The 13,112-nt window shown below is 60.5% G+C and carries 11 protein-coding genes; 8 read left to right on the top strand and 3 right to left on the bottom strand.

The window, feature by feature from the left end; translation table 11 throughout:
- Nucleotides 1-4: 4 nt before the first annotated feature.
- On the top strand, nt 5-1,651 hold the full coding sequence (locus AC2A1F_RS14715; RefSeq protein WP_484209506.1) for a DUF11 domain-containing protein: 1,647 nt from the start codon (nt 5-7) through the stop codon (nt 1,649-1,651).
- Here AC2A1F_RS14715 and AC2A1F_RS14710 read toward each other — a convergent pair.
- Complete coding sequence (locus AC2A1F_RS14710; protein WP_484209505.1) at nt 1,648-3,684, bottom strand: TonB-dependent receptor; 2,037 nt, start codon at nt 3,682-3,684, stop codon at nt 1,648-1,650. The genes AC2A1F_RS14715 and AC2A1F_RS14710 overlap by 4 nt on opposite strands.
- Nucleotides 3,685-4,027: 343 nt before the next feature.
- Here AC2A1F_RS14710 and AC2A1F_RS14705 point away from each other — a divergent pair, with 343 nt between their 5' ends.
- The 7 genes from AC2A1F_RS14705 to phoB all read left to right on the top strand — a co-directional run bounded on the left by AC2A1F_RS14705 (nt 4,028) and on the right by phoB (nt 11,312).
- On the top strand, nt 4,028-5,194 hold the full coding sequence (locus tag AC2A1F_RS14705; RefSeq protein WP_484209504.1) for a sensor histidine kinase: 1,167 nt from the start codon (nt 4,028-4,030) through the stop codon (nt 5,192-5,194).
- A gap of 74 nt (nt 5,195-5,268) precedes the next feature.
- Nucleotides 5,269-6,315, top strand: coding sequence for a substrate-binding domain-containing protein (locus AC2A1F_RS14700; protein ID WP_484209503.1), 1,047 nt, complete (start codon nt 5,269-5,271; stop codon nt 6,313-6,315).
- Nucleotides 6,316-6,339: 24 nt separating this feature from the next.
- Nucleotides 6,340-7,722, top strand: a complete 1,383-nt coding sequence (pstC, locus tag AC2A1F_RS14695; RefSeq protein ID WP_484209502.1) for a phosphate ABC transporter permease subunit PstC — start codon at nt 6,340-6,342, stop codon at nt 7,720-7,722.
- A gap of 10 nt (nt 7,723-7,732) precedes the next feature.
- Nucleotides 7,733-8,998, top strand: coding sequence for a phosphate ABC transporter permease PstA (gene pstA, locus AC2A1F_RS14690; protein WP_484209501.1), 1,266 nt, complete (start codon nt 7,733-7,735; stop codon nt 8,996-8,998).
- Between the two features lie 70 nt (nt 8,999-9,068).
- Nucleotides 9,069-9,815: a phosphate ABC transporter ATP-binding protein PstB gene (pstB, locus tag AC2A1F_RS14685; protein ID WP_484209608.1), complete on the top strand. Its 747-nt coding sequence runs from the start codon at nt 9,069-9,071 to the stop codon at nt 9,813-9,815.
- Nucleotides 9,816-9,843: 28 nt separating this feature from the next.
- Nucleotides 9,844-10,530: a phosphate signaling complex protein PhoU gene (gene phoU / locus AC2A1F_RS14680; RefSeq protein ID WP_484209607.1), complete on the top strand. Its 687-nt coding sequence runs from the start codon at nt 9,844-9,846 to the stop codon at nt 10,528-10,530.
- 92 nt (nt 10,531-10,622) lie between these two features.
- Nucleotides 10,623-11,312, top strand: a complete 690-nt coding sequence (phoB, locus tag AC2A1F_RS14675) for a phosphate regulon transcriptional regulator PhoB (protein WP_484209500.1) — start codon at nt 10,623-10,625, stop codon at nt 11,310-11,312.
- 4 nt (nt 11,313-11,316) lie between these two features.
- Here phoB and AC2A1F_RS14670 read toward each other — a convergent pair whose 3' ends face one another.
- Complete coding sequence (locus tag AC2A1F_RS14670) at nt 11,317-12,816, bottom strand: glycosyltransferase family protein (protein ID WP_484209499.1); 1,500 nt, start codon at nt 12,814-12,816, stop codon at nt 11,317-11,319.
- Nucleotides 12,817-12,839: 23 nt separating this feature from the next.
- A complete protein-coding gene (locus tag AC2A1F_RS14665; RefSeq protein WP_484209498.1) occupies nt 12,840-13,112 on the bottom strand; it encodes a DUF1467 family protein in 273 nt (90 codons plus the stop codon).

The raw sequence follows: 13,112 nt of genomic DNA, 5'->3' as shown, positions 1-13,112 counted from the left end.
ACGTTTGGGTAAGAAGTTGGCCAAGTTGCTGGCGAAAATGCTTTTTTGGCTGTTCGGAATCGCCTTGGCCGGATCGCCAGCGCAGGCGCAGTTCCGCTCGCTGCAGAACCCTTCGTTCGAGCTGAACGATCCAGCAGGACCGGGCGCGCCGAATTTCGAAATCCTGCCCAGCGCATCGGTCGCCGGGTGGGAGACGACCACCAATGAAATCGAACTGTGGGACAGCAATTTCAACGGCGTTCCAGCGTTTGAGGGCAGCGTATTTGCCGAAATGAACGCCAACGTGAACGGCACGTTCTTTCAGAACATCTGCTTGGTTGCCGGTGAACCGGTTGGCTGGACTTTTGCACACCGCGCTCGTCCCGGCGGAGCCAACACCCAAACCGTGCGATTTCAGGTTGCAACCACCACGGGAACACTGATCCAGACCCTTGCCACACAGGCCTCCACCACCAGCAACCAGGTGTGGAACGTCAACAATGGCACAGCGACATACTCAGGCACCACTGGTCTGCGGCGCGTACAGTTCACCACGAGCGATCCCGGATCGTTCGGCAACTTCCTCGACGCGATCCAGTTGACCCTGCGCCCGTTCATCCAGCTTTCGGTCGGCAGCAGTTCGGGTGCTGAATCCGTGCCATCAGCAAACCTTGCGACCCTGCTTGTCACCGGCCGCGCACCAAGCGCTATCACCGTCAACATGAGCATTACCGGCGGCACCGCCACACGCGGCACCGATTACACCACACCGGGTGGCGCTGCGAATTTCAGCATCACGATCCCTGCGGGCACATACAACAACACCCCCATCCCGCTTGGCATCACGATTGTGGATGATACCGCGATCGAATCCAGCGAAACGATCACTTATGCGCTGTCGACCGGCACGGGCTACACCCTCGGCAACACCACCACCTGTGGCGGAGCGCTCCAGTCTTCTGGCACCTACACGATTAGCGACAACGACGCCCGGGTCACCCTGCGCAAGCAATGGGCCAATGCCACCGTAGGCGACGATGCCAACATTACGCTGTCGCGCGGGGCAACCATTATCGATACTTTCGCATCTGAAGCAGGCACGGCCAGTGATCTCGATACCGATGGCACACCCACGCCCGTGGTCATCGGGGAAACGGTTCTGCTTAACGAAATCCTCCCGGGCACCAATTCCGGCCGCTATAACCAGGCGGTTTCCTGCACTGGCGCTGTGGATACCAATCTGGCCGATGGTCTGACGATTGGCACTGGCGAAACCGGCATTGTCTGCACGTACACCAACACGCGCATACCGCCGCTACTGGTCAGCAAGACATCATCAGTCTTGTCAGACGGGATAAGCGCGACCGGGCCAATGGCTCTTCCGGGCGCGTTGCTGCGCTATTGTATCCTTGTCACCAACCCCGGCACCCTTGCCGCAAGCGATGTCTTCGCGACCGATACCCTGCCACCCAGCCTGACCTACCAACCCGGCACGGCCCGGTCTGGCACCTCCTGCGCAAATGCAACAACAATGGAAGATGACAACGCGACCGGGATCGACGAGTCCGATCCCTTCGGTATCTCGTTTTCCGCAACAACGCTTACCGGTTTTGCAGCAAGCCTTGCCAGCGGAGCCAGCTTTGCGATGACCTTTCACGCGCTCCTGAACTAGAACGAAAAGCGCACCCCGGCCCAAATGGTGCGGGGGTTGCCAAGGTCAATCGATCCGCCCGAATTGCGCGTGACGATCTCTACATCGAACAGGTTCTCCCCGCGCAGCACTAGACTGGCCCCTGCCATCAAAGGCGCTTGCGCAAACAGATCCACTGTAGTGGCCGATGGCAAGCTGTCTCGCTCCACATCGTCTTCGAATTGCAGACCGATGTGGCGCAGCGTAGCGGCGAACTGCCAGTCCGGAGCTGGAACAAGCGCCAGAGTGCCCGATGCCGCAATGCGCGGCGTCTGTGCCGGAAGCTTTCCGGTCAATTCCGAGGCCGCGCCATTGCGCACTTCGGCATCGGTCCACGCAACAGAGCCATCAAAGCGGACGATGCCGAGTTCGGCATGGCCGCTGGCCTCGATCCCGCGCGCACGAATTTCGGCCACGTTGCGGCGTTGGCGCTGATTGGTGCCGATGGTCACATTGGCAATCGCATCCTTGATGCGGTTGTCAAAGCCAGTGATCGAAAGCCGCAGACCCGCGCCCGGTGTAAAATCTACACCGGCTTCAAAGCCTTCCAGTGTTTCGTTGCGAAGCTGCGCATTGGCCTGTGTCGTCACCGGAAACACCGTGAACGGTCGGTACAATTCGTTGAGCGTGGGCTGGCGCAAACCAGTGTAGGCCGCCGCACGCAGGGCAATTGCAGCATCCGCCCGCCACACTGCTCCACCCCGCCAGGTCACGGTCCAATCGCTCTGCGTTGCATACGTGGTCAGGCTGGTCACCGCGCCTGCGGCATTGCGAACCTCGAAATAGCCGTTGTCGATCACGGTGCGGTCAGCGCGCAGCCCCCCGGTCAAGACCAGTTCGCCCAGCGTCAGGTCGTTCTCGGCATAAAAGCCAAGGTCGGTGTTTACACCCCCTGCCCGTCGCCGTGCGGTGACAGCGCCCGTAGTGGCGTTAAGCGCGTTCTCCTTCATCGTGCCTGATGCGCGCCGCCAATCCACGCCCAGACGCAACACGTTGCTCGCCCCCACCGGCGGACGCAATTCAAACTTGGCACCCAGCCCTTGTGCAGGCGTATCGTACTGGTCCAGCGTCGGGCGAAAGCTTGTGGCTGAAACAACGATATTGTCGAAATTGCGCGCCTGAACATAGGCGAGCGCATCGAACTGCCAATCACCCCGTCCAACCAGACGCAAGCTGGCATCCTGCCCTTCGCTCGAAGTGGTGGCTCCCCTGAAACGCAGTACGCGATCATCGCGATAGACCAGAGCTTTTGCCTGTAGTTCCAAGGTTTCAGTCAGCGGCGCGACAGCACGAATTGCGGTGGACCATGATTCATACCGCGCCCGGACGCTGGCGGGTGCACGTTGTGCCACCGGAGTGGTCCAGAAGCCCTGCCCGCGATCCCATCGGCCGGAAACGACAGCAAAGCCTGCACCAAGGCGCGGCGCAATGCTCAGCGCGGCTTCGGTTTCGCCGCGCTGGCTGGCCAGCAACTGACCATTGACCAGACCGAGCTCGTCTGGCCCGGCGCTTTCCAGTTCAATCGTGCCGGAAAGAGCGCCTGCACCAAACGGGCCCGAACCGCCGCCGCGCGTCACCCGGATCGCAGCCAGCGTATCAGGGGCTAGCGCAGACAGCGGGATGTATCCGAAGAAGGGATCGGCCATCGGCACACCGTCCAGCAGCACCAGCGCTCGCGACGTGGCATTGCCACCCAAAGCGCGCAGCGTGACGCCCTGCGCCGAAGGATTGGATGACCGACTGTCTGATCGGCGGAATTGCTGGAAACCCGCAACTTGAGCCAACACGTCCTCGATTCGCCCAGAGGCAGATGTGGTTATTGCTTCGCGTCCGATCAGAGTGGTTGAATAAGCAGGCGTGCCCGGTGCCGCCTCAAGCCCGCGACCGGTAACGACGATCTGTTCGCCTGATATCTGATTAGGTGGCGCGTCATCAGCAAACGCGGGGATGGCGCTCATCCCCCAAGCAACGGCGGTGATCAGGCCACTGGTCTTGAGAATACAGGTTTCGGCCATTTTGTTGCGACTTTCCAGATCACGCCATCAGGGGGTAAGGGCTGCGCGCGCTTTGGGGGGAATGTGCACTGCGGACAAGGGGGTACATGGGTCCCTTGGGAAATCTGTCGCCGGATCAAGCGTGGCGCAGTGTTGCGGTGTAAGCCCAGCATTCGCCCTGCGCCATCCACGGGCGAAGTGTGACGCCAGGTCAGCATGGCTTGCGCCGATGCACTCCCCTCGCCTATTTGCATTGCCATTAAGCCGACACATGGATCGGCGAGTCGTCAGGCAAAGGCAATCCACACGGCGTGATTCGATGAAGGGTTTGTCGCTGCCAAATTCCACTTTGCCCGTCCCCAGTATGATTGTCGCCGTTGTTGCGGCAGTCGTGATGTATCTCGGCGGTACGGGCCTGTGGATGTCTGCTGCCATACTGCTTGTGTGGCTGGCAACCTTGTGGCTGGCCCGGCCTGAACCTGTGGTCGAAACCATCGAACGCGATGATGGCAGCGTTTCCCGCCAGGCCATGATCGAACTGGTCGAGCCATTCGGCCTTCCTGTGCTGATGCTGGATGGACAGCGCATCGCCGCAGCCAACGCCGCCGCGCGCGAGGAACTGGGAACGCATATCATCGGGCAGGATGCGCGTGTTGCCCTGCGCCATCCCGAAGCCATTGAACTGCTGAAAAAGCCCGTGGGTAGGGCATTGGTGCGCGGGCTGACCGGGGCACGCAGCATCTGGCAGGTCAGCCGTGTCCCGATTGACGAGCGGTTCTCGCTGATCGAAATGGTCAACCGGACCGCCGAGGCCGATATCAGCCGCGCGCACACCGATTTCGTCGCCAACGCCAGCCACGAACTGCGCACCCCCTTGGCTTCGATCATCGGCTATATCGAAACGCTGGCCGACCCGGAGGCCAAGGTGGATGAAGCCACCGCCGCGCGGTTTCACGCTACCGTGCTGCGGGAATCGCGGCGGCTGCAAAGTCTGGTCGAGGATCTGATGTCGCTTTCGCGCATCGAGGCTGAAAAGCACGATCCACCGCGTGATCGGATCGATCTTGGCCAAATGATCGCCACGATTGTCAGCGAAACCGCGATGAATGTTGGTGATGAACGGCTGCAGTTTCAGACTGGAGAGGCGGTGGTGATGGGGGACCGGCAGCAGCTTGACCAGCTGGTGCGCAACCTTATCGATAATGCCTTCAAATATGGCGATCCCCAACAGCCGGTCTCCGTGAAAATCGGCATCGCCCGTGGCGAAGCCGAACTGGTCGTGGCCGACAGGGGTGAAGGCATTCACCCCGATCACCTGCCCTATCTTACGCGCCGGTTCTATCGCACCGATCCGGGGAGAAGCCGTGCGGCGGGCGGCACGGGCCTTGGCCTTGCCATCGTCAAGCACATCGTGGAGCGGCATCGAGGGAAGCTCGACATTTCCAGTACCCAAGGGAAGGGCACCACTGTCACTGTCCGTATTCCGCTGGCATCGCAACAGACCGTTGCCGCAGACCTGCCACTCGCCTAAACCGGCAATGTCATAAACCTGTCACGCGATCGTCGCATTGGCCACGCAGCCCACAGGAACCAAGGCCCAACCCAATGTCGATGATTCGCAATATTGCTCTTTCCGCTGCCGCGCTGCCAGCGCTTGCTCTTGCCGGTTGCGGTTCGCAGGATGGGGGCACCCGTGATCAGGTGCGGGCCGTCGGTTCCTCCACTGTCTATCCCTTTGCCAAGGCCGTGGCCGAATCACTCGCCCGGGCTGATCCCAAGATCAAGTCGCCGATCATCGAATCGACCGGGACCGGCGCGGGCATGAACCTGTTCTGCAGCGGCGTCGGCGCGCAGTTCCCCGATATCGTCAATGCCTCGCGCCGGATGAAGGCTTCCGAATTCGAAGGCTGCCAGAAGAACGGCGTAAAGGACATCGTCGAAGTCCAAGTCGGCCTTGATGGCGTGGCCTTTGCCGAAGCACAGGGGGGCGTTGGCATCGCGCTGAGCCCCGAAGATGTTTACAAGGCACTGGCCAAGAATCCTTATGGCAAGCCGCAGACCTACAAGACGTGGAAAGACGTCAATCCGTCACTCCCGGCCGAAGCCATCCTCGTCTATGGCCCGCCCTCCACTTCGGGCACGCGCGATGCGCTCAAGGAATTGATCCTGGCCAAGGGCTGCGATGAAAACCCCGAAATGAAGGCACTGAAGGACAGCGACAAGGCTGCCCACGAAAAGATCTGCACCGAAGTGCGCGATGATGGTGCCTATGTCGATGCAGGTGAAAACGACAACCTGATCGTCCAGAAGATCGAAGCCAATCCCAAGGCCATCGGCGTTTTCGGCTTCTCGTATCTTGAAGAGAACAAAGGCAGGATCAAGGGCCTGACGATGAAGGGTGTCGAACCGACCTATACCACCATCTCGGACTTCAGCTATCCGGGCGCGCGTCCTCTCTTTATCTACGTAAAGAAGGCCCATCTGAAAGCAATTCCAGGTTTGCAGGGATTTGTCACCGAATGGTCAAAGCTCTGGGGCAAAGGTGGCACGCTTGCCAAGCTTGGCATGGTGGTTGCGCCTGACGACGTGCTTGCGAAGAGCGCGAAGGCTGTTAACGACCTGCCGGTTCTTGATGGTTCACAACTGAAGTAAAGCGTACGGGGAAATTCGGGGGTTATGTCGCCAGCCATTCTGTTTCTGCTCGCCTTCGGGCTGAGCCTTCTTGGCTGGTTGGCGGCACGCTCCCGTGCCTGGGCCTTCCGCCGGGCTGCACCGGGCGTCCGGCTGCACTCGCTGCCAAACTTCCATGCCTGGTATGTCGCGCTGTGGGTGGGCGTTCCGGCAGTGCTCTTTGCGTTGGCTTGGAACGGCATCAGCCCCGCACTGATCACCGCGCGCGTGATGGCCGATCCCGCAGCAGCGGTGTTGCCAGTCTTCGGGTTTGAGCGTGAAACCTGGCTTGCAGAGGCACGCGCCGTAGCCACAGGCGCGGCCTTCGGTGTCTTCAATGAAGACGCGCAGGCTTTGGTTGAGCCCTATCGTAAGGCGATCTCGTTTTACGATACTATCGGCCTTGCCATCACGATCCTCGTGGCTTTTGCAGGCGGCGCGTTCGCCTTCCTGCGCCTGAAGCCTGATTTCACCGCCCGCACCCGGGTAGAGCGCGCCGTCATGGCGCTGTTGATGATCGCGTCGCTAGTGGCGATTCTCACAACGGTTGGCATCATCGCCAGCTTGGTATTTGAAACTATTCGCTTTTTCGGCATGGTATCACCTATCGATTTCCTCTTCGGCACCCACTGGTCGCCCGATCCGATGAGCTCCGGTGCGCCCGATGGCGGGGATTACGGAGCCATTCCGCTGTTCTGGGGCACGCTCTATATCGGCGCGATCATCGCGATGATCGTTGCCATCCCGCTCGGATTGATGAGCGCGATCTTCCTCACGCAATACGCCAGCAATTCCGTGCGCAAAGTGATGAAGCCCCTGCTCGAAATCCTCGCAGGCGTACCCACCGTGGTCTACGGCTATTTCGCGGCGCTCACCGTCGCGCCGATGGTGCGTGATGCAGCACAAGCCATCGGCATCTCCAGCGCGTCCACCGAAAGCGCGGTGGCTGCAGGCCTGGTCATGGGCGTGATGATCATACCGTTCGTTTCCTCGATGGCCGACGATTCGATTGCCGCTGTGCCGCAATCACTGCGCGACGGCAGCCTTGCGATGGGCGCCACTACATCGGAAACGATCAGCAAAGTGCTCGTTCCCGCCGCCCTGCCCGGCATTGTTGCCGGGGTCATGCTTGCCATCAGCCGCGCGATTGGCGAAACGATGATCGTCGTAATGGCCGCTGGGGCCTCGGCCAATCTCACCGCCAATCCGTTCGAAAGCATGACCACGGTCACCTTCCAGATCGTGGCCATGCTGACCGGCGAAGGCAGCTTCGATCATCCCGCCACGCTTTCGGCCTTTGCGCTGGGCATGGTGCTGTTTCTTGTCACGCTGACGCTGAACTTCATCGCCCTGCGCGTGGTGAAGCGGTATCGCGAAGCCTATGACTGAGGCCACGAATATGCCGTCGGCAACCACCTCCTTCGAAAAAGTCCAGGCCCGCCGCCGCACCATGATGGAAAGCGGCTTGGCCAAGCGCAAATCGGCCGATCGCCGCTTCCGCTGGCTCGGCTTCCTCGCCGTCTCCTTCTCGGCACTCATGCTGCTGTTCCTTCTGATAAACATGGGCTCGGCTGGTTTTGCCGGGTTCCAGCGCAGCGAAGTGCGCTTTGATGTTCCTCTCGCGGGGTCCATGCAGATCGATGTCGAACGACTCACGCAGCCCAATCCTATGGGCGGGCTCGAACTCGCAGGTCTCGAACGCGTGGTCCAATCTGCCGCACAAAAGGCCCTCGGCCCCGATGCAGACGATATCCTTGCCGATGGTGCGTGGCGCGAAGTTGCTGACATGCTGATCGAAAATCCGGCCCTGCTGAACGGATCGGTCACCGTCTCCCTGCCCGCCAGCGATGCGTTGGCTCGGGCGATGCGCGGCGATGGTGATCCGGCAAAGCAGGCGCTGGTCAACAAGCTCAAGTCCGAAGGGAAGCTGGTTCGCCAGTTCGACGAAGGCTTCATCAGCCGCTCTGACGCGACCAGCCCGCAATCGGTCGGCATCTGGGGCGCGCTCAAAGGCTCGATGCTGACGATGTTCGTCACGCTTGTCCTCGCCTTCCCGATTGGCGTGCTATCCGCTCTATACCTTGAGGAATACGCGCCGAAGAACCGCTGGACCGAGATCATCGAAATTTCGATCAACAATCTGGCAGCGGTCCCCTCGATCATCTTCGGCTTGCTGGGCCTCGCCGTATTCCTCGCGTTGTTCCCCAACTTGCGCTCCGCCCCGCTGATTGGCGGGATGACCCTGGCGCTGATGACGATGCCGGTCATTGTCATTTCCGGGCGCAACGCGATCAAGGCGGTGCCACCGTCAATCCGCGATGCCGCGCTCGCCATCGGGGCCAGCAAGGTGCAGGTCGTGTTTAACCACGTGCTCCCGCTCGCGCTGCCCGGCATTCTGACCGGCACGATCATCGGCATGGCCCGCGCGCTGGGCGAAACCGCGCCGCTGCTGATGATTGGCATGCGCGCTTTCGTTGCCAGCCCGCCTTCGGGCTTCACTGCGCCCTCCAGCGTACTGCCGGTGCAGATTTTCCTGTGGTCCGACGAGATCGACCGTGGCTTCGTCGAACGCACCAGCGCGGCGATTGTGGTATTGCTTATCTTCCTGCTCCTGATGAACGGCCTTGCGATCTATTTGCGCAACCGTTTCGAACAACGGTGGTAACATGAACGCTGAAGTGATCCCGTCGGAAACTCAGGGCCAGGAAAAGCCCTATTTCGACGCGCCCCTGAAGATGAGCGCGAACAATGTTTCGGTGTTCTACGGCGATAAGCGCGCGATCGACAATGTCTCGATCGAGATCCCGCAGCGCTATGTCACCGCTTTCATTGGCCCATCGGGCTGCGGAAAATCCACATTTTTGCGTTCGCTGAACCGCATGAACGACACCATCGCCAACGCGCGCGTCGAAGGGGAAATCCTGCTCGACGGGCAGGACATCTACAAGTCCGGCATGGACGTTGTGCAGTTGCGCGCCCGCGTGGGCATGGTGTTCCAGAAGCCGAACCCCTTCCCCAAGTCGATTTACGACAATATCGCCTATGGCCCCAAGATCCACGGGATCACCGGCAGCAAGGCTGAACTTGACGAAATCGTCGAACAGTCGCTCCGCCGTGCTGGCCTGTGGGACGAAGTGAAGGACCGGTTGACCGACAGCGGCACCGCACTTTCGGGCGGCCAGCAGCAGCGGCTGTGCATCGCGCGCGCCATTGCCGTCGATCCCGAAGTGATCCTGATGGACGAACCTTGTTCGGCACTCGATCCCATCGCCACGGCCCGTATCGAGGAACTGATTGACGAATTGCGTGGCCGCTACGCCATCGTGATTGTCACCCATTCGATGCAACAGGCCGCGCGCGTGTCGCAGCGTACAGCATTCTTCCACCTGGGTAAGGTAGTAGAATACGGCAAGACCTCCGATATCTTCACCAATCCGCGTGAAGAACGGACCAAGGATTACATCACCGGCCGCTACGGCTGATCCGCGCTAACGGATATAGAAGGACGACATAGTGGCCGAACATACCGTCAAGGCATTCGACGATGACATCACCCGCTTGCGCGGTCTGGTGGCGGAGATGGGCGGCTTGGCCGAACTTTCGGTCTCGGAAGCCATGGACGCTCTGGTGCGCGGCGACCGTGATCTGGCCACGGGCGTGATCGCGCGCGACAAGCGGATTGACCAGCTCGAAGCTGAGGTAGATAAGCTGGCGATCCGCGTGCTCGCCCTGCGCGCCCCAATGGCTGACGATTTGCGCGAAGTCATCGCCGCCTTGAAAATCGCCGGTGTGATCGAACGGATCGGCGATTATGCCAAGAACATCGCCAAGCGCGTTGGCATCATCGAAGGGCGCAAGCGTTTCGAACCGCTCACCTTGTTGCCCGCTATGAACGATCTGGCCGCCGAAATGGTCCACGATGTGTTGACGGCCTTTGCCGCACGCGATCCCGTCAGCGCTGCCGAAATCGTGCTGCGCGATGCCAAGGTCGATGCGTTCTACGATTCGATCTTCCGCAATCTCGTGTCGTTTATGGTCGAAAATCCAGCCACAATCAGCAGCGCGGCACAATTGCTGTTCGTTGCCCGCAATATCGAGCGGATCGGCGATCATGCTACAAACATTGCAGAAATGGTGTACTACGCCGCAACCGGAGCAAATCTGCCCGAGCGCGAAGAAGTCGTGCCCCCAGCTTGATCGTACGACGATCTGATCGGCCCTTTGTTCTTCCCGTCATATCGCGGTAACATTTGGGGTGCTTTGGCAAGCTGACTGTCATGGAGGTTTGCGTGCCCGCTCCAAAATTGCTGCTGGTTGAAGACGACACGGCTCTGGCCGAACTGGTCGAATACCGCTTTCGCGGCGAAGGTTACGATGTGCGCACCACCGATGATGGCGATGAAGCGCTGTTGCTCGCGGCAGAAGACGCGCCCGATCTGGTCCTGCTCGATTGGATGATCAGCGGCACAAGCGGCATCGAAGTGTGCCGCCGTCTGCGCCGGAATAAAGAAACGGCACACGTCCCGATCATCATGCTCACCGCACGTTCGGATGAGGATGATCGCATCCGCGGGCTGGAAATCGGCGCGGACGATTATGTTACCAAGCCATTCTCGCCGCGTGAACTGATCGCCCGTGTCGGCGCAGTCCTTCGGCGTGTGCGCCCTGCTTTGGCCGGAGAGACGATTACGGTTGGCGATCTTTCGCTAGATCCCACCGCGCACCGCGTCTCGCGCCGCGGCACGCCGATGAAGGTCGGCCCAACCGAATTTCGACTGCTCAAACACTTCATGGAACATCCGGCGCGCGTCTTCTCGCGCGGGCAACTGCTCGATGCGGTCTGGGGCAGCGGAAGCGACATCGAATTGCGCACAGTGGACGTCCACATCCGCCGCCTGCGCCAAGCCATCGCCATCCCCGGCGCGGCGGATCCGGTGCGCACCGTGCGTTCTGCCGGATACGCGCTCGAAGGCGTCTGAACGTCTACTTGTCGATACGGATCAGCGCTGCGTTATAGTCCAGCGTGCCCGCATTCTGCGTGCATGGCCCGGGCCGCGCCATCACGCAGTATTGCTGTTCAAACAGCGGCTTCTTTGGCGACATGCAGCCAACAAAGCGATAGGTTGACGGCAGTTCGCGGATGTGTTCGGCGGGTGTCACGGCCACGTTAAAACTTGATTGCACTGCTGTTGCTTGCGCTTGTGCGTCTGGACCATCGATCAGCAGCGTCTGCGCCTTGCGGTTCAGGACCGCCCGCGAAACGAACGGCACGTCGCGTATGCGATAGGTTGCAAGGCCGCAGAATCCGGGCTGCTCGCGCACCGTGCGCATCGCTCGCAACGGAGCCTTGCCCACGCCCCAGTTGATCACGAACGGTTCGGTCGCCGCCACTTGCACCGATCCTGCCAGCCACACCAGGGCCAATCCCGCCAGCGCTCCCCGACCCACGGTCTTGCCGCGCCACCGGTCCAACCGTCCCGTAAGATCAACCGAACCGATGGCGGCCAGGAGGATCAGCAGCAACACCGCCAGCAGCACAAACCTGTATTCCTTGTGCCCGATGGCAGAATGAGTGACGATCACAGCAAGCGCCGTTACCGCCAACATCGGATAACGTCGTGCGCCCAGCCACATCGCAGGGAGCAACAGCACCGCGATGTATTGCCACTGCCAGACAAGCACACGCAGATACCAGTCTGCAGTCTCTACGCCATAGGCATGACTGCGGTCGGCTACGACATTGGCAAACACATTGTTGTACACCCAGACCAGCGGCGTTTCACCCATAGCCAGGTTGGCCAGCACATCACACAGCACGCCGCCCACAGCCCCCGCAATCAGCGGTAGCCAGGCCCTGCGAAACTCGAACCGCCCCGCCCACAAAAACGGGATCGCCAGTGCCGGCCCGAGCGGAAACCGCATGATAAAGCCCAGACCAATCAGAAATCCGCCGATCAGCGCCGCATTGCGCTTGCCCGTATCCCGAAACCGCACCAGCATTGCAAGACCCGGCAAGATAAGGGCGGCCGACAGCGTATCGCTCGATGTACGCGGGGCGAAATAGGCAAAGTCCACCCAGATCGCAGCGACAATGGCTGCCATGATCGCATGATGTCGGCTGATCCGTGCGCCCAACGACCAGCCCGCCCAGACAATGCCGAGCGAGGCGAAAGCCAGGCCCATGCGCGGCAAGACGATGTGTAGTTCCCCTGAAGGATCAAGCGAGTGTCCGGTCCACACCGGCACCAGCATGATCAGCGGAATCAGCCAGCTGCGGATGCCAAGCCGAATGTCCCATGTGCGAATCCAGTCGCCCGTCACTAAGCCATATGCGGGCTCAAGATACTGCCAGATCTCGTCGGCATGATGGTAGACCGTGAACAGCGAAATCGGGATGCGAAACAGCAGCGCCAGCAGGAATATCCAAGCTAGCGCCGGATCAATCCTGCGCTGGCGATCCCGCTCCACCGTGATTGCCTTCACGTTCCCTTCGCCGCCAGTCACTTTCAGTGCGAAAGGTAAGTCGTGATATCGAGATCGGCGACCGTGATCCAGCCATTCACGTAATTCAGGTAATAGAACGCAAACAGCAGGGTCGAAAGTATCGTCGCGCGCTTGACGATGCGGCGCGGGCTGAAATTGCCCGGCGCACTGTCGGCTTGGCCCGGCACTTTCGGCGCGCCCAGTTCCTCATGCGTACGCACGCCAAATGGCAGCACGAAGAACGCCGACATAACCCAGAACAGGCCATAAATCGCGATGATCGAAGTGATCTTCAT

This window comes from Novosphingobium sp. HNCC26BN242, from assembly GCF_057180525.1.
The sequence above is the reverse complement of the archived record's forward strand: the minus strand, read 5'-3'. Positions and strand labels throughout refer to the sequence as shown.